Below are 22,808 nucleotides of genomic sequence, written 5' to 3' on the forward strand. Positions count from 1 at the left end.
GCACCTGGCCGGTGTCCTGGGCTGAGGCACGACACACACGTGAGGCCGGATCCCCGAGGGGATCCGGCCTCACGTGTGTGTCCGCGGCAGGGTTCAGAAGGACACCGGGTAGAGGGCCGCGTAGTCGCCGGTGCGGGCCGCTTCCAGGACGGCGCGGGTGCGCAGCGAGCTCTGGCCGGTGCGGGCCCGTTCGGACGGGGTCTCCGCGCACACGCCGTCGCGGCACAGGCCGGCGCGGGTCCACGCCTCGACCGCGTCCGTGCGGGGGCGTTCGACCCAGGTGCCCATCACCGACGCCTCGAGCGAGACCTTTTTGCCGCTGCGGTAGAGCGCGGGGCCCTGCCGGGCGTCCCGGGCGGCCGCGACGGCGTCGCGGCGCAGGTCCGGGTCGTCGCACAGGTCGGCGGCAGCCGCGAGCCGGACGGCGCGGATCACGGAGCCGCCGCCCGTCGTGCCCGGACCGGCCGCGCGCAGCGGGGATCCGGCGGCGCACAGCGTGTCCACGGCGTGCGTGTCCCGCGCGTCGAAGGCGGTGAGCAGCAGCCGGGCCTCGTCGCCTGCGCGGATGCCGCGCAGCGACGGCGCGGGCAGGTCGTGCCGGACGGCGCGGGCGGCGTCGCCGCCGAGGGAGCCGGCCACCAGCCGGACGTTGACGCGCGCGGCCAGGTCGGCGGTGTCGTAGGGGGCCGCGCCGTCGGAGAGCGGCAGCCACACCTCGCGGAGCTGGCGGGTGAGCGGCCCGGCGAACGCGTCGGTCCCGCCGTGTGCGCGGGCGAGGACGAGGGCGGCGGCGGTGGTGGCCAGCGCCCCCTCTCCGGGGCGTCCGGGCTGCGGGACCGGCCAGCCGGCCCGGGACCGGGCGCCGGGTGCGGGTGCGCGGACCGCCGTGCAGCCGAGTTTCAGCGCCCAGTACGTGGCCTGCGGGTCGCTGCTCTTCGAGCCGGGCAGGGCGATGCCCGCGTCGGGGGTGACGCGGCCGTCGCAGGTGGCGGGCGGGAAGGCGGGCAGCCGGGCGCCGAGGCGGTCGGCGGACTCGCGCAGGGCGCCTTCCCAGGCGAGCCGCACCGGCTCGGCGCCGAGCCGGGACAGGGCGCGCGCGGTGGATCCGGCGAGCGTCGCGGCGTGGTCGCGGTCGGTGGCGCCGACGCCGAGTGCGGCGGCGGTCTGCAGGACGGGGACGGCGCGGCCGGGGTCGGCGGCGGCGCTCTGCGGGGTGAGTGCGCGCAGCGCCCGGAGCGCGTCGGCGCGTACCGGTTGCGGTACGGGGAGCTTCAGCCGGGTCAGGACGCGGACGGCGACCGCGGTGCTGCCGGGGTCGGTGGCGTCGGCGGAGGGTGCGGTGCGGTATCCGCCGCCGCTGCGCAGCGTCTCCAGGGTGCGGGCGACGGTCGTCCGGTCGGCGTCGCCGCCCGCGCTGTCGAGCGCGTCGACGGCGAGGTCCACCTGGGCGACGGGGGGCAGTCCGGAGGAGTCGAGGCGGCCGCGTTCGGCGGGTTCGAGCCAGCGGCGCATCCGGTCGGGCCGCAGGCCGGTGTCGTCGGCGCCGCCGTCGAGTGCGGCGAGCCGCAGCCGCCAGGCGGTCTCGTAGAGGGAGAAGGGGGACGCGTCGCCGGTCCCGGCGGGGTCCACGAACCAGCCGCGGCGGCCGTCGCTGACCCAGGCGTCGCGCAGCAGGTCGGGGGCGTCGGCGGGGCGTTCGGCGCGGACCGCGGCGCCGCCGCGGGTGGCGCCGTCCGCGGGGGTGCTCGCGGTGTCCGCCGGTGCGCAGCCGGCGGCGAGGGCGAACACCGCGGTCCAGCCGGACAGCCGGGCCGCCGTGCGGCGGCCCGGCCGGGCGGTCGGGCGCCGCGGCATCAGCTGTAGGCCCGGTCGCGGCTCGTGACGGTGTAGAACGACGAGCCGAACTGGAAGGTGCCCGTGACCGAGTGGCTGATGCGGAAGACGTTGGAGTAGTCCTCCTGGTCGGGCGGGTAGAACGCGACCTGGTCGTGGGCGTGTTCGCTGTACCAGTTGTCGCGGACGGTGGTGGACCAGCTGGCCTCGGCGCTCGCGCCGGTGCTCTTGACGTCGGCGCCCTTGGGCGCGCCGATCACCAGGAAGGGGGCTCCGACGGAGCCGACGTTCCAGGTGTCGGTGTGCTGGATGCTGTCGGCGTCGAACGGCCGCTCGCCGAGCCAGGACACGTCCGAGGAGGTGGCCGTGAAGATGGCGTAGTACTCCATGAACGGGACCTTGACGAAGCTCGCGCCGGCGGCGGCGATCCGGCCGCGGTCGCCGCCGGCGGGCGTGGCCTTGCCGGTGGCGGACGAGTCGAGCCATTCGTCGCGCACGGGGAAGCCGTTCTGGTCGCCGTGCCCGCCGCCGTCGCCGCCGCCGGTGTCCCCGCCGGTCGTGCCGCCGCTCGTGCCGCCGTCGGTGGGGTCGGGGGTGGGTTCGGTGGGCCGGGTCTGCTCCTCGCGCCGCTGGCGGTGCACCTCGTCGACGAGCTGCTGCTTGTCGCGTACGGAGGAGTCGGCGGTGAGCACCTTGCTGTGCTCGTCCTCCTGGACGACGACGGTGCCGGGTGCGGCGGTGCCGGCGGCGGTGGAGCCGGTGGCGCCGCGCGTGACGCCGAGGGCGAATCCGCTCAGGGTCAGGGCCGCGGTCGCGGTGACCAGGACGGTGCGTCGCGAGCGGCCGACGGTGATCCCCATGGTGTGCTTCCCTCTCTGCTGGTGCGGTGCGGGCGGCCGGGTCACGGCTTCTGGCGGTGCAGGAAGATGTCGGGCTGGTCGTTGTCGTCGCGGGCCACGAGGTTGGTGGCGTACGACGTGAAGACGACGGTCGCGGCGTGCTGGTCGGCGTCCGGGAAGTAGCTCGCGGCGTCGGCCTCCTCGCCGCCGGAGCCCACGCTCACGCGGCGCAGGTCGCCGCTGGGCAGGTCGGCGACGAAGATGTCGCGCACCTTGTTGGTGTCGCCGCCGACGAGGGCGGGGCCGGAGGACGCCATCGGGATGTGCCGGCCGTCGCCGGTGATGCTGGCCCAGAAGGTGCCGCCGGGGGCGGGCACGCCGTCGGCGCCCTTGTCCATGAGCCGCAGGGCGCCCGTCCGCAGGTCCTGGAGGTAGGCGTGGTCCTGGGTGGTGTCCGGGCTGTCGGACGTCAGGTTGGTGGCGTGGGAGTTGAGGACGACGTAGCGGTTGTCGTCGCTCACGGTGCCGCCGATGGTGATCTGGTCGGACTGGACGCCCTCGGCGTTGACGCTGAGCCGGGTGGTGCGGCCGGTGCGGGTGTCGTGCAGGAACTCGTCGACCTTCTTGTTGGTGTCGTCGGCGACGAGGTTCGTGGCGTTGGAGAAGAAGGTGACGTAGCGGCCGTCGGCGCTGATCTGGGTGCCGTCGCTGGCGGCGTTGCCGGGGGTGCCGTCGTCGGCGGCGCTGGTGCGCACGAGCGTGCCGGTGCGCAGGTCGTGCACGACCGTCTGCCAGGAGCCCGCGGGGGCGCCGGGGACGAGGTTGGTCGCGGAGGTGGCGAACGCGACGCGGCGGCCGTCCGCGGAGAGGGTGGGGCGCATGCTGTCGCCGTCGCCGGGGGTGCCGTGGATGCCGGACACGAGGACGGTCTCGCCGGTGCGCAGGTCGGTGCGGTAGATGTGCGAGCGCCCGTCGCGGACGCCGCGGACCAGGTTGGTGGCGTCGGCGGAGTAGACGGCGTAGCGGCCGTCGGAGCTGATGATCGGGTCGATGCCGGTGCAGCCGTCGGAGGGGGCGCCGCCCCGGCCGCGGTCGACGCGCACGGTGGTGCGGCGGGCGATGTCGCGCAGGTAGATGCCGGTGCACGCGTTGTGGTCGCCGCGCACCAGGTTGCCGGCGTGGGAGGCGAAGACCACCAGGTTGCCGTCGGCGCTGACGGAGGCGCGCTCGCTGCCGCCGTCGGCGGGCCGGCCGTTCAGGCCGACGCTGACCAGGATCGTCTCGCTGTCGTCTGCGGCCGCCCCGGCGGCGGGACCGGGTGCGGCCGCCGCGACGAGTGCGAGCGCGCCGCCCAGCAGCGCCCCGCGGGTGGCCCGCGCACGGGCGGTCCTGTGCTTTCTCATGCTGCCCTCCTCGTGCCGTGCACCGGGTGGTGCGCGGTCGCGGTGAGCGTCACACCGGGGCCTCGTGCGCTGCTCCAATGCACCTTGAACCGGCCACCTGGCGCGAACGGCTCGGCGGCCTCGGGCAGCGGGGCGCGGCGGTGGCCGCGGGCGGGCAGCAGACAGCCACCCGGCCGGGGGAAGTCGCCGGGTGGCTGTGGTCAGGGGTGCCGCGGGGGCCTACCGGACGGCGGCGGGGGCGGGCGTGGGCGCGCCGACCTGTGCGGAGACGGCCTCGAGGACGGAGGTGAGGACCTTCTCGAGGCGGCCGCCGATGCCGATCTCGGCGACCTTGCGGCCGATGCGGCCGGCGCCGGGCACGACGTTGTGCACGGTGAGCACGATGCGGCCGGCGCCGTCGGCGGGCTCGACGGTGTACGTGCCGCCGAACCAGGTCTGGATGCCGACGGTGGCGCCCGCGCGGTCGACGGTGAGCTCCAGGTAGTCCTCGCCCGAGGTGCCGAAGCGGCCGGTGAACTTCTCGGGGCCGCCCTCCAGGGTCACGGCGCCTGCCTCGCGGGTGTGGTCACCGGCGAGCACCAGTGCGTTCCCCTCGACGCCGGCCGGACCGGGGCGCACGGCCAGGAGGGCCTCGGTGACCTGCTCGACGGGGGCACCGACGACACCCTCGACGCGCCACTTCTTCTGGTTGTCCGCGGACGTGTTCATGGCTGCTCCCTGGAGCTAGACTAATTCCATGTTCGGGAATTCTCGATTGCGAGGAAATCTCGATTCATCGAAATACTTTCCTCCCGGAGGTGCCCCGTGTCAACCCACAGCAGCCCGGAGCGCGCCGGACTGGTCGCCGCCATCGAGGACGCCGTGCGCGACAACGGCGGACGCGGCCAGCTCCTGCACCAGGCGATCGCCGAGCGCTTCGGCCTGAACCCCACCGACCTCAAGTGCGTCGACCTGGCCCGCACCGAGCCGCAGCTGACCGCGGGCCGGCTCGCGGAGATCACCGGCATGAGCACCTCGGCCACCACCGCCGTCCTGGACCGCATGGAGAAGGCCGGCTTCGTCGAGCGGACCCGCGACCCGCTCGACCGGCGCCGGGTCATCGTGGTGTCCACGGGCCGCCGCGAGGAGGAACTCGCGGCGGCCTTCGCCCCGGTGCGCCGGACCATGGCCGAGATCCTGGACTCCTACGACGACGACCAGCTCCGGGTCGTCGCCGGTTTCGTCCAGCGGCTGAACGACCTGCTGCGGGACCTCACGCTCACCACGCGACAGGCAGCTCGGTGAGCCCGCGGATCATCCCGCTCCCCCACGTCAGTTCGGACGCGTCCACCGCGAGCCGCAGCCCGGGGAAGCGCCGCAGCAGCGCCGAGAACGCCACCTGGAGCTCGATCCGGGCCAGGGGTGCGCCCAGACAGCGGTGGATGCCGTGACCGAAGGCGATGTGCCGGTTGGCCGCGCGCGACAGGTCCAGCGTGTCGGGGTCGGGGAAGGCCCGCGGGTCGCGGTTGGCCGACGCCGTGGAGGGGATGACCGCTTCCCCCGGACGCACCAGCGTGGACCCGATCTTCACCTCCTCGGTGGCGATCCGGATCGTGCCGCCGCTCACCGGTCCCGGCGTCCAGCGCAGCAGCTCCTCGACCGCCTCCGCGGGGAACTCCGGTGCCCCGCGCAGCGCTTCGAGCTGTTCGGGGTGGCGCAGCAGCGCGAGCACCGCGTTCGACAGGGAGTTGGCCACGGTGTGGTAGCCGGCCGTGATGAGCGTGGCCGCCACCGTCACGAGTTCGGCCGGGCGCAGCCGGTCCTCGTCACGGGCCGCGATGAGGGAGCCGAGCAGGTCGTCGCCGGGGGTCTGCTGCTTCTCGGCGATGAGATGACGCAGGTAGTCGGCGAGTTGCTGGCGGGCGCCGGTCACCGCGCCCGCGGCGTGCGGGGCGAGCGTGAGGGCCGCGTCGGTCCACTCCTTGAAGGACTCGCGGTCCTGCTCCGGCACCCCGAGCAGCTCGCAGATGGTGATGATGGGCAGCGGCCGGGCGAGGTGCTCGACCAGGTCGACGGGCGGGCCGAGCTCCGCCACGGTGTCCAGCAGCCGCTCCGTGGTCCGGGCGATGCGGGGCCGCAGCGCCTCGGTGCGGCGGCCGGTGAAGGCCGGTGCGAGCAGCCTGCGCAGCCGGGTGTGGTCGGGCGGGTCCATCGCCATGACGGAGTCGGGCTCCGGGCGGGCGGGGCCCAGCCGGGGCGTGCCGGGCCGGGTGGCTGCGGCCCGGCTGAGCCGGTCGTCGTTCAGGACGGCGCGCACGTCCTCGTAGCGGGTGACGAGCCAGGCGTGGTCCCCGGTGGGCAGTTCGGCCCGGGCCACGGGACAGCCCTCGCGCAGCTCGCGCCACTCGGGCGGCGGGCCGAACAGGGTGCTGTGCTCGAACGGGAATCGCAGGTCGCCGCCCGGCTGGTCACCGGGCACGGAGTCTGGGATGTCGTCGGACAAGACGGTCCTCCAGAATGCTTCGGTGCGGCGCGGTGGCCGGGTCAGGCCCCGACGTCCATCTGGCCCATCATTCCCATGGTCATGTGGCTGAGCAGATGGCAGTGGTACATGAACTTGCCGGTGTAGTCGGTGAACTTGATCTTGAAGCGGACGCTCTGGCCGGGCATCACGGTGACCGTGTCCTTGAGACCGGCCTCCCCCGGCGCCGGCGGCACCCCGTCCCGGTCGAGCACCTCGAAGTGCTCGAGGTGGACGTGCATGGAGTGCGGGATGCCGAACTTGGTGTCGGTGTTGCGGACCGTCCACACCTCGGTGGTGCCGCGGCGGGGCCGCATGTCGACGCGCTGCGGGTCGAACGCCTTGCCGTTGATGAGGTGCTGTCCCGAGGCCGGGTCGAACGACATCACGAACTCGCGCTCCACGGTGGGCTTGCCGAGGTCCGGGGCGGCGCGCAGCCGCTCCGGGACCTGCGAGCGGTCCTCGGCGGCGCGCACCACGTCGAAGCGCATGACCTCCGGGGCCTCGCCCGGGTAGGCGAGCGCGTTGGAGAGCACCACCTGGGAGCCGACCGGGTAGCGGGAGAAGTCGATGACGATCTCCTGCCGTTCGGCGGGCCACAGTTCGAGCTGGCGCACCGCCACGGGCGCGGGCAGCAGTCCGCCGTCCGAGCCGATGTGGGTGAACTCGTCGCTCTTGCCCAGCTGGAACTGGAAGGCGCGCTCGTTGCTGGTGTTGGTGAGGCGGATCCGGTACTTGCGGGCGTCGACCTCGAAGTACGGGCGCGGGCTGCCGTTGACGAGCACGGTGGGCCGCTTCATGAAGCCGTCCATGTCGTACACGAGCGCGCTGTCGTCGTCGAACTTGGCGTCGCGCAGGTACAGCGGCACGTCGTAGCGGCCCTTGGGCAGCGGCAGGCGCTCCTCGAACGCGTCGGTGAGCAGGTAGCCGGCCACCGCGCCGTAGTAGACGTTCTCGACGTGCGCGTGCAGGGAGTGGTCGTGCAGCCACAGGGACGCGGCGCGCTGGTCGTTCGGGTAGTAGAAGGCGCGGCCCGCGCCGGTGACCAGCTGGTCGTCGGGGTGGCCGTCGTCGTGCGCGGGGACGTGGCCGCCGTGCAGGTGCATGGCGAACGGCACCTCGAGGCCGTTGGTCTGCTGGATCACCACCGGGCGGCCGCGGGTGGCCCGGATCACCGGGGCGACCTCGCCGTTGAACAGGCGCATCCGGGTCGTGGTGCCCGGCACCAGGCTGACGTCGGTGTCCCGCGGGCTGAGCCGGTACACGTCGTACCCGGCTCCGTGCCGGCGGCCCCGGGTGCCGCCGCCGAGCGGGCGCAGCACCTTGGCGTGTCGCAGGGGCACGGCGAACAGGTCGTCCACGGAGCCGGCGGGGGTCCGCCCCTCCGCGACGGCGTACGCGCCCGCGCCGGAGCCGGCCGCGAGCACACCGGTGGCAGCCCCCGCCTTGATCAGTTGCCTGCGAGTCAGCACGTGCTCTCTCCTTGTTCGGTGAGGCTTGTTCGGTGTGGCTTGCTTCGATGCGGCTTGCTTCGGTGCGGGCGCCCGCGGGGCGACCGGGGTCATTCAGCCAAGTTCTGCTCGGCGCGCGCTCGAGCGGCGGTACATCACGGCGTGGCCCGCGGCTCGGGCGTGCGGTGGATCTTGTGCTGGGCGGCCTGGGCGCGCGGCCGGACCACGATGAGGTCGAGGTTGACGTGCGCGGGCCGGGTCACGGCCCAGGACACGGTGTCGGCGACGTCCTCGGCGGTGAGCGGCCGGTCGACGCCGCGGTAGACACCGGCCGCGGCCGCGGCGTCCCCGCGCAGCCGGTTGAGGGCGAACTCCTCGGTGCGGACCAGGCCCGGCGCGATCTCGATCACGCGCACCGGCTCGCCGCACAGTTCGAGCCGGAGCGTCGCGGCGAGCGCGTGCGCGCCGTGCTTGGCGGCCACGTATCCGCCGCCGCCCTCGTAGGCGGTGTGGCCCGCGGTGGAGGACAGGACCACGACCGTGCCGTCGCCGGACGCGCGCAGGGCGGGCAGCAGCGCCTGGGTGACGTGCAGCACGCCGAGCACGTTCACCTCGAACATGGCGGCCCAGTCGGCCGGGTCGGCGGTGGCGACGGTCTCGGTGCCGAGCGCGCCGCCCGCGTTGTTCACGAGCACGTCGACCCGTTCCAGGGTCCGGGCGAAGGCGCGCACGGCCGCGGCGTCGGTCACGTCCAGCGGGTGCACCGCACAGGTGCCGCCCGCCGCGGTGATCTCGCCCGCGACCGTGTCGAGCCGGTCCTTCCTGCGCCCGGTCAGGACGACGTGGTGGCCGGCCGCCGCGAGCCCGCGTGCGGTCGCGGCGCCGATCCCGCTGCCCGCCCCGGTGACCACGGCGACGGGCGGCCGGGACGGGCCGGAGGTGACGTCTGCGGCGGGAACTCGGTGCGGCATGAGGACTCCGTGAGGGCTCGGACGGACGGGACGGGCCCGCCGGCCGCGTCCGGCGGCCCGGGGCACGTCGCACAGTGGCGCCGCCCGCTCGAATATCCCTGGGGCCGCCGCCCGGGACGCCTTCCTCGATACGGCCTGCACCCGGTCTTGAGCCGGTCTACGGAGCATGCCGGTCCTCGGACCTAAGGAGGAACCGGAGATGCACCCGAACCAAGTCGAGGCCCCGACCGCACGGGGTGGCCGCGGCCTTGAGCGCCGTGGACTGCTGCTCGGACTCGCGGGCGGCGCGGTGGCGCTGACGGCGACCACGGCGTCGGCCCAGGAGCCGGGCCGGTCGGCGGCGCGCCGGCACGACGCAGGGCAGCTGGTCCAGGCGGTGGCCGCGCCGGACGGCGTGCGGCTCAGCACCGGGAAGGTGCGGGCGGGCGTGGTGACGCTGCGGGCGACGACGCCGGACCAGAAGCAGCAGCACCCGATCGGGCTGCTCAGGCTGCGGCCGGGGCTGGCCCTCGGCACGTTCCTGACCCACTATCAGCAGGCGGCCACCGCGGCCGATCCGGCCGAGCGCAGGAAGGCGCTCGAGCTCATCGACGCGGAGGCGGTCTACTTCGGCGGCCCGGCCGTCACGTACGCGGGCGGCGCCCTGGAGACGACCTGGGTGCTCTCGCCGGGCACGTACCACGTGCTCGACTACACGACGGCCACCCCGGACCACGCCGAGCGGGTGCGCACGCTGACGGTGACCGGCACCCGCCCGACCGGCCGGCCGCGCGTGGCGCCGCACATCGTCTCGCCGTACGAGGACGGCGAGAGGGGCACCTTCCTCGTCGACCCCACCCTGCCGGCGGACGGCGCGTTCCAGGTCGTGAACCAGACGTCCCAGCTGAACGAGGTCATGTTCCTGCGCACGACGGCGGACGCCACCGAGGCGAGCGTCACCGCGTGCATGGAGGCGCTGCGCAAGGGCGAGCAGCCGCCGACCTACCCCTTCGAGGGGGTGCCGACCGGTCTGACGCCGCTGCAGCCGGGCGCCTCCGCCGTGTTCGCACACTCCCTGCCGCCGGGCCGCTATCTCCTCACCTCGTTCATCAGCAACCGGCAGACGCTCGTCAAGCGGGCCTTCGAAGGCATGTGGCAGCTGGTCACCCTGCGCTGAACCGCATGCCGGCCGGTCCTCGCCGGCCGTCCCACCTTGGTCAGCCCTACGAGAGAGAGTTGAACCCTTATGAGGACGGTGGCCCATCGAGACGGGCGGCGGCGCGTCCTGCTGTCCACGGTCTCCTCGGACTCCCACACCTGGAACCTGGTCTTCCTCCGGCTGCTGCTCGAGGAGGCCGGCCATGAGGTCGTCGGTCTCGGACCGTGCGTGCCGGACCGGCTGCTCATCGACTCCGTGCGCCGGGTACGGCCCGACCTGCTCGTGATCAGCACGGTCAACGGGCACGGGCAGCTCGACGGGGCCCGGGTGATCCGCGCGCTGCGCGCCGACCCGGAGGTCGGCGACACCCCCGCCGTGATCGGCGGCAAGCTGGGCGTCGACGGTGACGCGGGCGCCCCGGTCGCGCGGGCGCTCGTCGAGGCGGGATTCGACGCGGTGTTCACGGACGGCGCCGACACGGGCCGGCTGGCCGCCATCCTCGACGCGCTGCCCCAGCGGGCGCCCGAGGGCAGGGCGGTATGACCGATCGGAGCCCGGACGCCCGCCCCGCGGATCTGGGGAGCGCGGTGCGGCGGGCGGCGGACGCGGGCCGGCTCGTCGTCCAGCCGCGGATGGGCATGGCGGTGCCGGCGACGATGTCCGCGGGCCTCGAGGCGGTGTGTTCGCTGCCGACGCCGTCCGTCGGCACGATCACCCTGGACAGCTACACCCGGGTCGGTGACCACGCGCACGCGCGGGCGGCGCTCGCGGCGGGCGAGCCGCTCAACGGCTTCCCGCTGGTGGCGCACGGCCCGCAGGTCACGGCCCGGGTGGCGGCGGCGGCCGGGGACCGCCCGGTGCAGATCCGGCACGGTTCGGCGCTGCCGGGGGACATCTTCCGCACGATGGCGGCGGCGGGCCTGTCGGCGAGCGAGGGCGGGCCGGTGTCGTACTGCCTGCCCTACGGCCGGACGCCGCTGGCCGAGTCCGTCGCCAACTGGCGTGCGGCGACCGCCGAGTTCGCGGAGCTGACGGCGGCGCGCGGGCTGCGGGCCCATCTGGAGACGTTCGGCGGGTGCCTGCTCGGTCAGCTGTGCCCGCCGTCGCTGCTGGTGGCGACGAGTCTGCTCGAGGCCCTGTTCTTCGTGCGGCAGGGCGTCACCAGCGTCTCGCTGAGCTACGCGCAGCAGACGGACGCCCGCCAGGACGTGGAGGCGCTGGCCGCGCTGCGGCTGCTCGCGGACGAGTGGCTGCCGCCTGAGGTCGACCGGCACCTCGTGCTGTACACGTACATGGGCGTGTTCCCGGACAGTCCGGGCGGGGCGCAGCTGTTGATGGACCGCAGCGCGGAGCTGGCGGTGCGCGGCGGCGCGGAGCGGCTGATCGTGAAGACGCCGGTCGAGTCGGTGCGGCTGCCGACCGTCAAGGAGAACGTGGCGTCGTTGCGTTCGGCGGCCCGGGCCGCGGCGCGGGCCGCCACGGACTCGGGTGTCCCGTGGGCGGCCGAGGTCGGCCCGGGTGAGGTGCTCGCGGAGGCGCGGGCGCTGGTCGAGGCGACCCTGGAGCTGCACGAGGACGTAGGCACGGCGCTGACCCGGGCGTTCGCGGCGGGCCTGCTCGATGTGCCGTTCTGTCTGCACGAGGACAACCGGGGTCTCGCGCAGGCCGCGGTGGACGGGGACGGGCGGCTGCGCTGGACGCGCACGGGCCGGCTGCCGCTGCCGGTGCGGACCGGCACCGCGCCGGCGGCGGTCGGTGCGGGCCGTCTCGTGCAGATGCTGCGGTACACGGCCGACCGGCACGATCTGCTGGCGCTGGACGCCGGGTCCGATCCCGGGTGGGCGCGGCCGCAGGCGCCGGTGCCGCCGCCGGAGCCCGAACGCCCGTACCGGATCGCGGTGGTGGGGACGGGGCCGCGCGGCACGTCGGTCCTCGAACGGCTCGCGGCGCGGCTCGCGCAGGAGCCGGGGTCCGGGGCGCGGCCCGTCGAGGTGTACGCGATCGACAGCCACGAGGTGGGTCCCGGCCGGGTGTGGCGCACCGGGCAGCCGCGCTGGTCGCTGATGAACACGGTCGCCGGTGAGGTGACGATCTTCTCGGGGCAGCCGGACGACGGCCCGGCCCGCGCCGGGGCGGGACCGTCCCTGTTCGAGTGGTGGCGGACGGCGGATCCGCAGGCGGCGGCGCCCGACGTGTGCGCGCCCCGCGCCGTGTACGGGCAGTATCTGGCGTACGCCCTGGACCGGGTCGAGCGGACTCTGTCGGACAGCGGGGCGCGTCTGGTGCGGCTGCGCCGGTCGGTGCGCTCGCTCGTGCCGGAGCCGGACGGCGGGTACCTCCTCGGGCTCGACGACGGCGACCGGATCCGTGCCGACCGGGTGGTGCTGTCCACCGGGCATCCGCTGCCGCGGCTGGGTGCGGACCAGCAGCGGCTGGCCGCGGTGGCGGACCGGGACGGGGGTCCCCGCTACGTGCGGGGCGACTCGGCGATCGACATGCCGCTCGGGGATCTGGAGCCGGGCAGCACGGTGGGGATCATCGGGCTCGGGCTGTCGTTCTACGACGTGGTCGCCGCCCTGACGACGGGCCGCGGCGGCCGGTTCGTGCCGGGCTCGGACGGGGCCCTGCGCTACGAACGCAGCGGCCGGGAGCCGCTGTTGGTCGCGGGTGCGCGCAGCGGGGTGCCGCTGCGGGCGCGGGGGCGCAATCAGAAGGCGCCCGACCACGTGTACCGTCCGCTGCTGTTCACGGCCGAGCGGGTGCGGGCCCTGCGGGCGGCGCGCCGCCTCGACTTCCGTGCCGACGTCGAGCCGTGGCTGCTCGCCGAGGTGGAGCTGGTGCGCTGCGCGACGCTGCTGCACCGCGCCTACGGGCCGGACATCGCCGAGCGGTTCCGTCACACGGCGGCCGAGGCGGCGGATGCGCCGGGTGCGGTGCCGCAGGAGGCGGTGCACGACGCCGCGGTCCGCTGCGGTCTGGCCGGTGTGGCGCCGGTGGATCTGCGGGCCTGGGCCGACCCGTTCGGCGACCGGCGTTTCCCGGGTCCGGGCGCGTACCAGGACGAGCTGGCGGGCCTGCTGCGGGAGGATCTGCGGCTGGCCGCCGAGGGCAATGTCGAGGGGGCGGTGAAGGCGTGCCTTGACACGGTCCGGGACGTGCGCGGGGTGCTGCGCCAGGCGGTCGACCACTCGGGGCTGACGCCGCGCTCGCACCAGGAGGACTTCCTGGGCGACTTCGTGCCGATGGTGTCGCGGCTGACGACCGGGCCGCCGCGGGAGCGGGTGCGGCAGCTGCTCGCGCTGCTCGACGCGGGCGTGCTGCGGATCGTGGGGCCCGGTGCCCGGTTCGGCCCGCAGGAGGGTGGCGGGCGGTTCGTGGTGGAGTCGCCGCGGGTGGCGGGCAGCCGCACCGTGCTGGACACGCTGATCGACGCCCGGATCCCGGAGCCCGATCTGCGGGCGGCCGAGGGCGATCTGTCGGCGGCGCTGCGCGACCAGGGGCTGCTCACGCCGTACGTGAACCGGGGCGAGGACGGGACCGAGTTCCGCACCGGCGGGGTGGCGGTGACCGGCGCCCCGTTCCATCCGGTGCGGGCGGACGGGCGCCCGGAGCGCGGCCTGTACGTCCTCGGTATCCCCTCCGAGTTCGCCCGCTGGTTCACGCAGGTGGGCAGCGGGCGGCCGGGGGTGCGGGGCGGGTTCACGGCCGACGCCGACGCGATCGCCGCGCACCTGCTGACCGGGCGGCCGGCCGGTGCCGCGCCCGTCCGGGGCGGGGTGCTGTTCGGCGCCCGCCTCCAGGGCCTGCTGGCCGCGGCCGACGAGAAGGGATCCGCCCGATGACCGCACACACCCGGACACCGGACCAGGCCTGGCGCGCGGCCCGGTGGACCGACGCGCACCGGGAGTTCCGGGCGGCGCGCGACCTGCTGCTGCGGCACCGGCGGGACCCGGCGGTGGCCGCCGCCCGGTTCCGCTGGCCGCGCCCGCGCCGGTTCAACTGGGCGCTCGAGTGGTTCGACGTGGTCGCCGAGGGCAACGACGCCCCGGCGCTGGAGCTCGCCGACCGGGACGGCGGGACGCGGGTGCTGTCGTACCGCGAGCTGTCCCGGCGTTCGGACGCGGTCGCCGTGTGGCTGGCCGCCCGGGGCGTGGCCCGCGGGGACCGGCTGATGGTCGTCCTGGACACGCGTGCCGAGCTGTGGGAGGTGCTCCTGGCGGCGCTGAAGCTGGGCGCCGTCGTCGTGCCGTCGCACCCGGATCTGACGCCGGACCAGGCGGCGGACCGGGTGCGGCGCGGGCGGCTCGTGCACGTGGTGTGCCGGGGCGGCGCCACCGCCGCGTTCGCGGGCGTCCCGGTGCCGGGGGCCCGGATCGTGGTGCCCGAGGGGGCCGGCCCGGTGCCCGCGGGCTGGACGGACTACCGCGACAGCGCGGCCGTCACCGCCCGTTTCGTGCCGGACGGGCCGACGCCGGCGGACGACGTGGCGTACTGCTACTTCACCTCGGGCACGACGTCGGCGCCCAAGCTGGTCGCGCACACACATCTCAGCTATCCGGCCGGCCATCTGTCGAGCCTGTACTGGAACGGTCTCGTGCCCGGCGACCGGCACGTCAACATGTCGTCGCCGGGCTGGGCCAAGCACTCCTGGAGCAGCCTGTTCGTCCCGTGGAACGCGGAGGCGACGATCGTGGCCCTGCCGTCGGGCCGCCTCGCGCCGGACCGGCTGGCGGGGCTGCTCGAGCGCCTGGGCGCCACCAGTTTCTGCGCCCCGCCGAGCACCTGGCAGGCGCTGGTGCCCCATCTCGGCTCGGCCGCGCCCGCGTTGCGGGAGGCGACGAGCGCGGGCGAGCCGCTGCCCGGGCCGGTCGTCGCCGCGGTGCGGGCCGCGTGGGGCGTCGACGTGCGCGACGGCTACGGCCAGACCGAGACGACCGCGCTGATCGGCACCACGCCGGGCGTCACGCCCCGCGCGGGACTGCTCGGGCTGCCGCTGCCCGGGTACCGCGTCACGGTGCGCGACCCCGACAGCGGTGCGCTCACCGACGGCCCCGGCGAGCTGTGCGTCGACCTGGACGGCCCGGAGCGGCCGGTCGGCGTCATGGCCGGGTATCCGGACGACCCGGAGCGCACCGAGCGGGCCCTGGGCCGGGGCTGGTACCCGACCGGGGACCTGGGCGTGCGCGACTCGGACGGCTGGATCCGGGTGCTCGGGCGCCGCGACGACGTCTTCAAGTCCGCCGGTCACCGGGTCTCCCCCTACGAGGCCGAGGCGGTCCTGCGCGGGCATCCGGCGGTCGCGGACGTCGCGGTCGTCCCGGTGCCGGACGCGGTGGCGGGCCTGGTGCCGCTGGCGGTGGTCGTGCCCGCGCCGGGGCGCACCCCGGACGCGGCGCTGGCCGCCGAGCTGCTCAGGCACGCGGGCCGTGCGCTGTCGGAGGTGGGCCGCCCGGAGCTGCTGCGCTTCGCCGCGGATCTGCCCCGCACGACGTCGGGCAAGGTCCGGCGGAGTCTGCTGCGCGAGCAACCGGCGGACGGGGCGGGGGTGTTCGGGCGGCGCGAGGGCGCGGGGGCGACGCGATGAGCCGCGGGCCCGCACGAAGTGACGGCACGCAGCGACCAGCACGAAGTGACCAGTACGAAGTGACCAGCACCGGAGAGGATTCAGCCATGTCGGACGTCGCGGACGTCTCAGAAGTGACGGAACAGTCCACGGTCCGGGCGCCGTTGACGGTCGAGGGGCTCGACCGGCCCGAGGATCTGCTGCGGCGGCTGCGGTTCACGCCGACGACCGCGGACGGCCGGGTCGGGGTCGAGGTGTTCCCGCTGTACTCCACGGAGCAGACCGGTCCGGGCGGCCCTGCGGCCTCGTTGGTGCGGTACCACCCGGGTGCCACCGCGGACCCGCACCGGCACACCGGTTACGAGATCATCCTCGTCCTCGACGGAGAGCTGATCACCGAGGACGGCCGGCATCCGAAGAACTCGCTCCTTGTCATGGCGCCGGGCAGCGTGCACGCCCCGCGCACCGAGCAGGGCGCGCTGATGCTGGTGGTCTGGGAGGCCCCGGTGGAGCCGGCCGAGCCGGTCGACTGACCGCGCACCGACCGCGCACCGGCCGCACGGCGGTGCGGGAGGTACGACAGGAGGGGTGCGGCCGGATCCGGTTCCGGCCGCACCCCTCCTGTCGTGCAACTTCCGCTGTCAGGCGTCCTGCGACGAGACGCCGTAGACGGCGTAGTGGCGGCCGCGCGAGCGGTCCTGGAAGGGCCGCAGGGCCGACGGGTTGTCCTTGTGGTCGGGGCCGAACTGCCAGGTGCGGTACGCCTCGAGGCTCTCCCACTCGCTGTGCAGGGCGAACTCGGCGGGCCGGTCGACGTCACGGAGCAGCTCGCTGCACAGGAGCCCGGGGACGGCGCCGGGCCGCACCCAGCTGATCTCGCGGTAGGCCCGCTCGAGCGCGTCGGGGCCGTCGTCGTCGGCGCGCAGGTACACGACGACGCGGACGCGCTGGGTGGTGGTGCTCATCGGTCGTCGCCTCTCGTCCGGTGCCGGGTCGTCATGCGTCGTCATGCGTAGAACTCGGGGGCCACGCGCAGCGAGCGCCACTGCTCGGCGTCGTGGCCGTGGACGATGAGGGCGTTCTCGCGCCGGGCCAGCTCGACGAGCTTGCGGGTGCTGGCGCGCAGTTCGGCCTCGTCCAGGTCGAAGGGGAAGACGGGCCGCGCGTCGGGGTCGAGGGCGGCGCTCATCGGGATGGCGTCCACGGCGAGCAGCACGGGTCCGGTCCCGGGCAGCCGGACCAGGACGGACTGGTGGCCGGGGACGTGCCCGCCCGAGGCGATGAGCTCGACGCCGGGGAGGAGTTCGGTGTCGCCGTCGACGGTCGTGTACTTGAGTCCGGGCAGGTCCCACAGCGGGCGGGAGGCCTCCAGGCGCGGCACGCCGCCGGAGCGGGCGAGTTCGAGGTGGCTGCGCTGGATGACGAACTCGGCCTCGGGGAAGGCCGCGTGGCCGCCGGTGTGGTCGGGGTCGAGGTGGGAGCAGACCACGATGTCGACGTCGGCGGGGCGCACGCCGAGCCGGTCCAGGGTGGACACGACGTCCTGGCCCTCGTCGACCTGGATCCCGGCGCCGGCGCCGGGGGTGCCCGGGACGGCCCCGGTGTCGACGAGGACGGTGCGTCCGTCGTCGGTGCGGATCAGATAGCCGGGCACGGGTGCCTGGAGCCCCGGGACGGTGCCCAGCCTCAGCAAGTACAGCCTCATGTCTGCGTCTTCCCCTTCCGGCACGGCGGGTTCCGGTGCCGCGGACAGCGTCGGCGCGGGCGCTCGAGCGTGGCTCGACCGGAGGAGATCACACTCGGCGCAAGCGCGCCGTCGGACGACAGGAGAGACCCGTGACGCACGCAGAAGACGAGACGTTCCCGGAAGGAGAGCCGGGGCCGGACCCGCAGCGGTGGCGCGCCGCCACCGTGATCCTCGTCGCCATCGCCCTCGATCTGATCGACACGACGATCGTGAACGTGGCGCTGCCGGTGATGCAGACCGATCTGGGGGCGAGCACCTCGGCCCTGCAGTGGGTGGCGGCGGCCTACACCCTGACGTTCGCCCTGAGCCTGATCACGGTCGGGCGCATCGGTGACATGGTCGGCCGCAAGCGGATGATCTCCCTCGGCATCGTGGTGTTCGTGGCGGCGTCGCTGCTGTGCGGTGTCGCGCAGAGCACGGAGATGCTGATCGCGTCCCGTGTGTTGCAGGGCTTCGGCGGGGCGATCGTGATGACGCAGGGCCTGTCGGTGTTCCAGGTGAGTTTCCCGCCCAAGGAACGTGCGGCGGTGTTCGGCATGTTCGGCGCCCTGTCCGGGGTCGCGGCCATGCTGGGTCCGGTGCTCGGCGGTGTCCTGGTCGACGCCGACCTGTTCGGCTGGGGCTGGCGGCCGATCTTCCTGGTGAACGTGCCGGTGGGGCTCCTCGCGCTTCTCGGTGTGCGGGCGTACGTGCGCGAGTCGCGCGCGCCGCAGATCAAGCGGCTCGACCTGGTCGGTGTCGCCCTGGTGACGGTGGCCCTGCTGGCGCTGCTGTACCCGCTGGTGCAGGGGCAGTCGGCCGGGTGGCCGGCCTGGACGTTCGTCGCGATGGGCTGCTCGGTGCCGCTGTTCGTGGTGTTCGGCGTGTACGAGGGCCGCAAGGCGGCCCGCGACGGGTCGGCCCTGATCGAGCCCAGCCTGTTCCGTGAACGGTCGTTCGTGGCGGGCCTGCTGGTGATGCTGAGCTTCTTCGCGATCATCTCGGGGCTGTTCTTCCCGTTCACGCTGTACTTGCAGGTGGGCCTCGGGTTCTCGCCGCTGGCCGCGGGTCTGACCACGGTGCCGTTCTCGTTCGGCGCGATGATCACGTCGTCGTTCTCGGCGGTCATCGCGATCAAGACGGGCCGCAAGATCCTCAGTATCGGCATGGTCGTCATGGGCGTCGGCATGGTCGCCCTGATCTGGACGATCGGCCACTTCGGGGCCGGGATCAGCGGTTGGGACCTGGCGCCCGCGCTCGGTGTGCTCGGCCTCGGTCTGGGCTTCGTCATCTCGCCGGTCGTGGACATCGTCCTCGGCGGTGTCCCGGTGGAGCACGCGGGGTCCGGTTCGGGTGTCCTGAGCACGGCCGACCAGCTCGGTGCGGCGGCCGGTGTGGCCGTGATCGGCGTGCTGTTCTTCAACCTGCTGACCTCGCAGGCAGTTCCGGGCGCGAACGAGGCGCTGCCGGAGCTGCGCAAGGAGCTCGCGGCGGTCGGCGTCGCGGCGCCCGCGCAGGAACGGATCGCGGACAACTTCCGGGCCTGCGCGAAGGAGAGCGGCGAGCACGAGGACGCGTCGGCGCCGCCCGCGGTGTGCCGCACGATCGTGCCCGCGGGGGCGGTCCCCGAGGGCAAGGAGAAGCAGGTCGCGGCGGCCGTCGCGGACGCTTCCGTGACGGCGCGCGAGGAGGGCTACGGCAAGGCCACGGGCCGGGTGCTGTGGTACGAGGTCGGCATCATCGTCCTCGGCTTCGTGCTCACGTTCATGCTGCCCAAGCGGGCCCGCAAGCCCGAGTGGGAGGAAGACGGCGCAGACGGAGCGGACGGCGCGGACGGCGCTGACGGCGCGTCCGGCGACGCGTCCGCGCCGGCGACGAAGGCGGCGGAGGCGGCCGGACCCGCCTGACGCGCCGACGGCGTCGCCGAGTGCACCGCACGAGGAGACGAGCGGGAACGAGCGGTACGGAACGGGCTGGTGTGCGTCGCACGCGCACCGGCCCGTTCCGCGTGCCCGCGCCGCGCCGCCGGTGGGCGCATGCGGAGCTGTAGAGGCCTTCGAGCTGCTCTGCAGAAGGGGACCCCATGCTGTGCCGACCAGCGAGTCCGGCTGTCTTTCTTCTGGAGGGTCCGTGTCTGTGCACCTGTTCACCTCGGAGTCCGTCACCGAGGGTCACCCCGACAAGATCGCGGACCGGATCAGCGACACGGTCCTCGACGCCATCCTGAGCGAGGACCCCCGCGCGCGTGTGGCGGTGGAGACGCTGATCACCACCGGCCAGGTCCATGTCGCCGGCGAGGTCACCACCAGCGCGTACGTGGACATTCCGACGCTGGTGCGCTCGGCGGTCCTGGAGATCGGCTACGACTCCTCGGCCAAGGGCTTCGACGGCGCCTCGTGCGGGGTGTCGGTGTCGATCGGCGCGCAGTCCCCGGACATCGCCCAGGGTGTGGACACCGCGTACGAGTCGCGGGTCCCGGGCAGCGGCGAGGCGGACGAGCTGGACCGGCAGGGCGCCGGTGACCAGGGCCTGATGTTCGGCTACGCGTCGGACGAGACGCCGACCCTGATGCCGCTGCCGATCTTCCTGGCGCACCGGCTGGCCCGCCGTCTCACCGAGGTGCGCAAGGACGGGACGCTGCCGTACCTGCGCCCGGACGGCAAGACGCAGGTCACCGTCGAGTACGACGGCGACCGTGCGGTGCGCCTGGACACGGTGGTCGTCTCCACGCAGCACGCGCCCGGCATCGACCTCGACGAGCTGCTGGTGCCGGACGTCGCGGAGCACGTGGTGGGGCACGTCCTGCGGCAGCTCGCCGACGACGGCGTGAAGCTGGAGACGGAGGGCCACCGGCTGCTGGTGAACCCGACGGGGCGCTTCGAGATCGGCGGTCCGATGGGCGACGCCGGTCTGACCGGCCGCAAGATCATCATCGACACGTACGGCGGCATGGCCCGGCACGGCGGCGGCGCGTTCTCCGGCAAGGACCCGTCCAAGGTCGACCGGTCCGCGGCGTACGCGATGCGCTGGGTCGCCAAGAACGTCGTCGCGGCCGGTCTCGCGGCCCGCTGCGAGGTCCAGGTCGCGTACGCGATCGGCAAGGCCGCGCCGGTGGGGCTGTTCATCGAGACGTTCGGCACCGAGAAGGTCCCGGCGGAGCGGATCGCGAAGGCGGTGCGCGAGGTGTTCGACCTGCGGCCCGCCGCGATCGTCCGCGACCTCGACCTGCTGCGCCCGGTGTACGCGCGGACCGCCGCCTACGGTCACTTCGGCCGTGAGCTGCCGGAGTTCACGTGGGAGCGCACGGACCGGGTGGCGGCGCTGCGCGCGGCGGCGACGGAGGGCAGCTGACATGCGGATCGCGGTGACCGGGTCCATCGCCGAGGACCATCTGATGACCTTCCCGAACCGGTTCGCCGACCGGCTCATCACGGAGCGCCTGGACCGGATCTCGCTGTCGCTGCTCACCGACGACCTGGAGATCCGCTACGGCGGGGTGGCCGCCAACATCGCCTTCGGGCTCGGCTCCCTGGGTCTCGACCCGCTCCTGGTCGGTGCGGCGGGCGCGGACTTCGGCGGCCAGGAGGTGTGGCTGAAGGAGCACGGCGTCGACACCGCGGGCGTCCGCATCAGCGACACCCTGCACACCGCGCGGTTCGTGTGCGCGACGGACACCGAGCAGAACCAGCTGGGCTTCTTCTACGCCGGTGCCATGGCGACGGCCCGTGAGATCGGCCTGCCCGAGCTCTTCGCGCGCACCGGGCGGCCCGATCTCGTGGTCGTCTCCCCCGACGACCCGGAGGCGATGGTCCGCCATGCGCGCGAGTGCGCGCAGCTCGGCGTCCCGTTCGTCGCCGACCCCTCGCAGCAACTGGCCCGGCTGGACCGGGAGCAGGCCCGCGCGCTGCTCGACAACCCGTGCCATCTGTTCACCAACGAGTACGAGGCGCTGCTCGTCCAGGAGCGCACCGGCTGGAGCGAGCAGCAGGTGCTCGACCGGGTCGGCTGCTGGATCACCACGCAGGGCGCCGGGGGGTCCCGGATCGCCCGGGCGGGGCATCCGACGACGCGGGTCGCCGCCGTGCCGCCGCGCCGGCCGGTCGTCGACCCGACCGGGGCCGGTGACGCCTACCGGGCCGGGTTCCTGACGGCGCTGGCCTGGGGCCTCGACCTGGGCGAGGGGGCCCGGCTCGGCAGCGCCGTCGCCTCGGTCGTCCTGGAGCACAGCGGCACCCAGACCTACGCCCTGGACACCGACGACCTGCTCGACCGGCTGGCCACGGCCTACGGGGCCGGCGAGATCCATCGGCTCATCCCCCGGCTGGGGGTCCCCGCATGAGCGCCCGCAGCCGTGCGGCGGCGCTGCGCGAGGCCTTCGCGTCCCGTGTCGTGGTGGCGGACGGGGCCATGGGCACCATGATCCAGGCCCAGGATCCGAGCCTCGCGGACTTCCAGGACCTCGAGGGCTGCAACGAGGTCCTGAACGTGACCCGCCCCGACATCGTGCGCTCGGTCCACGAGGCGTACTTCGGGGCGGGCGTGGACTGCGTCGAGACGAACACCTTCGGCGCCAACCTCGCGGCGCTGGGCGAGTACGACATCCCCGGCCGGATCCACGAACTGTCCGAGGCGGGCGCCCGGATCGCGCGCGAGGTCGCCGACGCGCACGACGCCGGGGACGGCCGCCAGCGCTGGGTGCTCGGCTCCATGGGCCCGGGCACCAAACTGCCCACGCTCGGGCATGTGACGTACGGGGCGCTGCGCGACGGCTACCAGCAGAACGCCGAGGGCCTGCTCGCCGGCGGGGCCGACGCCCTGCTCGTGGAGACGACCCAGGACCTGCTCCAGACCCGCGCGGCCGTCCTCGGTGCGCGGCGCGCGCTGACGGCGGCCGGTGCGGACGTGCCGCTGCTCGTGTCGGTGACGGTCGAGACGACGGGCACCATGCTGCTCGGCTCGGAGATCGGCGCCGCGCTGACCTCGCTGGAGCCGCTGGGCATCGACATGATCGGGCTGAACTGCGCGACGGGCCCGGCCGAGATGAGCGAGCATCTGCGTCATCTGTCCCGGCACTCCCGCGTCCCGGTCTCGGCGATGCCGAACGCGGGCCTGCCCGTCCTCACGAAGGACGGCGCCCACTACCCGCTGACCCCGGCCGAACTGGCGGACGCGCAGGAGAGCTTCGTCCGCGAGTTCGGTCTGTCGCTGGTCGGCGGCTGCTGCGGCACCACGCCGGAGCATCTGCGCCAGGTCGTGGAGCGGGTGCGGGGCATGGAGCCGGCGCGTCGCGAGCCGCGTCCGGAGCCGGGGGCCGCCTCGCTCTATCAGTCGGTGCCGTTCCGGCAGGACACGGCGTACATGGCGATCGGTGAGCGGACGAACGC

General features: G+C 74.5%; 19 protein-coding genes. 10 read left to right on the plus strand and 9 right to left on the minus strand.

Translation table 11 applies throughout. The features are described 5' to 3' along the window. Positions 1-93: 93 nt before the first annotated feature. From GTW43_RS19090 to GTW43_RS19105, 4 genes are all read right to left on the minus strand, one after another. Positions 94-1,854: a hypothetical protein gene (locus tag GTW43_RS19090; protein ID WP_161303233.1), complete on the minus strand. Its 1,761-nt coding sequence runs from the start codon at positions 1,852-1,854 to the stop codon at positions 94-96. After that, positions 1,854-2,693, minus strand: a complete 840-nt coding sequence (locus GTW43_RS19095; RefSeq protein ID WP_161303234.1) for a hypothetical protein — start codon at positions 2,691-2,693, stop codon at positions 1,854-1,856. Before GTW43_RS19095 ends, GTW43_RS19090 begins: the two co-directional genes overlap by 1 nt. Before the next feature lie 41 nt (positions 2,694-2,734). Then, on the minus strand, positions 2,735-4,075 hold the full coding sequence (locus tag GTW43_RS19100; protein WP_161303235.1) for a PD40 domain-containing protein: 1,341 nt from the start codon (positions 4,073-4,075) through the stop codon (positions 2,735-2,737). Between the two features lie 219 nt (positions 4,076-4,294). Beyond that, positions 4,295-4,783 carry a hypothetical protein gene (locus GTW43_RS19105; protein WP_161303236.1) on the minus strand — a complete coding sequence of 163 codons (489 nt, stop codon included), beginning with the start codon at positions 4,781-4,783 and terminating at the stop codon, positions 4,295-4,297. A gap of 96 nt (positions 4,784-4,879) precedes the next feature. Here GTW43_RS19105 and GTW43_RS19110 point away from each other — a divergent pair, with 96 nt between their 5' ends. Further along, positions 4,880-5,359, plus strand: coding sequence for a MarR family transcriptional regulator (locus GTW43_RS19110; protein ID WP_161303237.1), 480 nt, complete (start codon positions 4,880-4,882; stop codon positions 5,357-5,359). Here the strand turns inward: GTW43_RS19110 and GTW43_RS19115 are convergent. The 3 genes from GTW43_RS19115 to GTW43_RS19125 form a co-directional block, all read right to left on the minus strand. After that, complete coding sequence (locus GTW43_RS19115) at positions 5,334-6,557, minus strand: cytochrome P450 (RefSeq protein ID WP_161303238.1); 1,224 nt, start codon at positions 6,555-6,557, stop codon at positions 5,334-5,336. The two genes, GTW43_RS19110 and GTW43_RS19115, sit on opposite strands and share 26 nt — an antisense overlap. A 41-nt stretch (positions 6,558-6,598) precedes the next feature. Continuing rightward, positions 6,599-8,047, minus strand: a complete 1,449-nt coding sequence (locus tag GTW43_RS19120; protein ID WP_161303239.1) for a multicopper oxidase domain-containing protein — start codon at positions 8,045-8,047, stop codon at positions 6,599-6,601. A 134-nt stretch (positions 8,048-8,181) separates the two neighbouring features. After that, positions 8,182-8,997, minus strand: a complete 816-nt coding sequence (locus GTW43_RS19125) for an SDR family NAD(P)-dependent oxidoreductase (protein WP_161303240.1) — start codon at positions 8,995-8,997, stop codon at positions 8,182-8,184. Positions 8,998-9,196: 199 nt separating this feature from the next. Here GTW43_RS19125 and GTW43_RS19130 point away from each other — a divergent pair, with 199 nt between their 5' ends. The 5 genes from GTW43_RS19130 (at position 9,197) to GTW43_RS19150 (ending at position 16,231) form a co-directional block, all read left to right on the plus strand. Continuing rightward, entirely contained in the window at positions 9,197-10,153 is a 957-nt protein-coding gene (locus tag GTW43_RS19130; RefSeq protein ID WP_161303241.1) for a hypothetical protein, read from the plus strand. A gap of 69 nt (positions 10,154-10,222) precedes the next feature. Beyond that, positions 10,223-10,678 carry a cobalamin-dependent protein gene (locus tag GTW43_RS19135; protein WP_161303242.1) on the plus strand — a complete coding sequence of 152 codons (456 nt, stop codon included), beginning with the start codon at positions 10,223-10,225 and terminating at the stop codon, positions 10,676-10,678. Beyond that, positions 10,675-13,977: an FAD/NAD(P)-binding protein gene (locus GTW43_RS19140; protein ID WP_161303243.1), complete on the plus strand. Its 3,303-nt coding sequence runs from the start codon at positions 10,675-10,677 to the stop codon at positions 13,975-13,977. Before GTW43_RS19135 ends, GTW43_RS19140 begins: the two co-directional genes overlap by 4 nt. Then, a complete protein-coding gene (locus GTW43_RS19145; RefSeq protein WP_161303244.1) occupies positions 13,974-15,719 on the plus strand; it encodes an AMP-binding protein in 1,746 nt (581 codons plus the stop codon). The genes GTW43_RS19140 and GTW43_RS19145 overlap by 4 nt, the downstream gene beginning before the upstream one ends. Before the next feature lie 86 nt (positions 15,720-15,805). Further along, complete coding sequence (locus GTW43_RS19150) at positions 15,806-16,231, plus strand: cupin domain-containing protein (RefSeq protein WP_161303245.1); 426 nt, start codon at positions 15,806-15,808, stop codon at positions 16,229-16,231. Between the two features lie 108 nt (positions 16,232-16,339). Here GTW43_RS19150 and GTW43_RS19155 read toward each other — a convergent pair whose 3' ends face one another. Both GTW43_RS19155 and GTW43_RS19160 read right to left on the minus strand, forming a co-directional pair. Continuing rightward, a complete protein-coding gene (locus GTW43_RS19155) occupies positions 16,340-16,663 on the minus strand; it encodes an antibiotic biosynthesis monooxygenase family protein (RefSeq protein ID WP_161303246.1) in 324 nt (107 codons plus the stop codon). A 41-nt stretch (positions 16,664-16,704) separates the two neighbouring features. Beyond that, complete coding sequence (locus GTW43_RS19160) at positions 16,705-17,403, minus strand: N-acyl homoserine lactonase family protein (protein WP_161303247.1); 699 nt, start codon at positions 17,401-17,403, stop codon at positions 16,705-16,707. A 131-nt stretch (positions 17,404-17,534) separates the two neighbouring features. Here GTW43_RS19160 and GTW43_RS19165 point away from each other — a divergent pair, with 131 nt between their 5' ends. The 4 genes from GTW43_RS19165 to GTW43_RS19180 all read left to right on the plus strand — a co-directional run. Beyond that, the gene (locus GTW43_RS19165; protein ID WP_161303248.1) at positions 17,535-19,331 is read left to right on the plus strand and encodes an MFS transporter; all 1,797 of its coding nucleotides are present in this window, start codon (positions 17,535-17,537) and stop codon (positions 19,329-19,331) included. A 223-nt stretch (positions 19,332-19,554) separates the two neighbouring features. Then, positions 19,555-20,775, plus strand: a complete 1,221-nt coding sequence (gene metK, locus GTW43_RS19170) for a methionine adenosyltransferase (protein ID WP_161303249.1) — start codon at positions 19,555-19,557, stop codon at positions 20,773-20,775. A gap of 1 nt (position 20,776) precedes the next feature. Further along, positions 20,777-21,763 carry a carbohydrate kinase family protein gene (locus tag GTW43_RS19175; protein ID WP_161303250.1) on the plus strand — a complete coding sequence of 329 codons (987 nt, stop codon included), beginning with the start codon at positions 20,777-20,779 and terminating at the stop codon, positions 21,761-21,763. Beyond that, the coding region (locus GTW43_RS19180) for a homocysteine S-methyltransferase family protein (RefSeq protein WP_202501655.1) at positions 21,760-22,808 on the plus strand (1,049 nt) is incomplete at its 3' end. The genes GTW43_RS19175 and GTW43_RS19180, both read left to right, overlap by 4 nt.

Source organism: Streptomyces sp. SID5785 (genome assembly GCF_009870065.1).
Lineage (GTDB): Bacteria > Actinomycetota > Actinomycetes > Streptomycetales > Streptomycetaceae > Streptomyces.

Bases quoted from the DNA above. Each gene is read 5' to 3' on its own strand.
- GTW43_RS19090 (WP_161303233.1), bottom strand. From the start codon at position 1,854: ATGCCGCGGCGCCCGACCGCCCGGCCGGGCCGCCGCACGGCGGCCCGG.
- GTW43_RS19095 (WP_161303234.1), bottom strand. From the start codon at position 2,693: ATGGGGATCACCGTCGGCCGCTCGCGACGCACCGTCCTGGTCACCGCG.
- GTW43_RS19100 (WP_161303235.1), bottom strand. From the start codon at position 4,075: ATGAGAAAGCACAGGACCGCCCGTGCGCGGGCCACCCGCGGGGCGCTG.
- GTW43_RS19105 (WP_161303236.1), bottom strand. From the start codon at position 4,783: ATGAACACGTCCGCGGACAACCAGAAGAAGTGGCGCGTCGAGGGTGTC.
- GTW43_RS19125 (WP_161303240.1), bottom strand. From the start codon at position 8,997: ATGCCGCACCGAGTTCCCGCCGCAGACGTCACCTCCGGCCCGTCCCGG.
- GTW43_RS19130 (WP_161303241.1), top strand. From the start codon at position 9,197: ATGCACCCGAACCAAGTCGAGGCCCCGACCGCACGGGGTGGCCGCGGC.
- GTW43_RS19135 (WP_161303242.1), top strand. From the start codon at position 10,223: ATGAGGACGGTGGCCCATCGAGACGGGCGGCGGCGCGTCCTGCTGTCC.
- GTW43_RS19140 (WP_161303243.1), top strand. From the start codon at position 10,675: ATGACCGATCGGAGCCCGGACGCCCGCCCCGCGGATCTGGGGAGCGCG.
- GTW43_RS19145 (WP_161303244.1), top strand. From the start codon at position 13,974: ATGACCGCACACACCCGGACACCGGACCAGGCCTGGCGCGCGGCCCGG.
- GTW43_RS19150 (WP_161303245.1), top strand. From the start codon at position 15,806: ATGTCGGACGTCGCGGACGTCTCAGAAGTGACGGAACAGTCCACGGTC.
- GTW43_RS19155 (WP_161303246.1), bottom strand. From the start codon at position 16,663: ATGAGCACCACCACCCAGCGCGTCCGCGTCGTCGTGTACCTGCGCGCC.
- GTW43_RS19160 (WP_161303247.1), bottom strand. From the start codon at position 17,403: ATGAGGCTGTACTTGCTGAGGCTGGGCACCGTCCCGGGGCTCCAGGCA.
- GTW43_RS19175 (WP_161303250.1), top strand. From the start codon at position 20,777: ATGCGGATCGCGGTGACCGGGTCCATCGCCGAGGACCATCTGATGACC.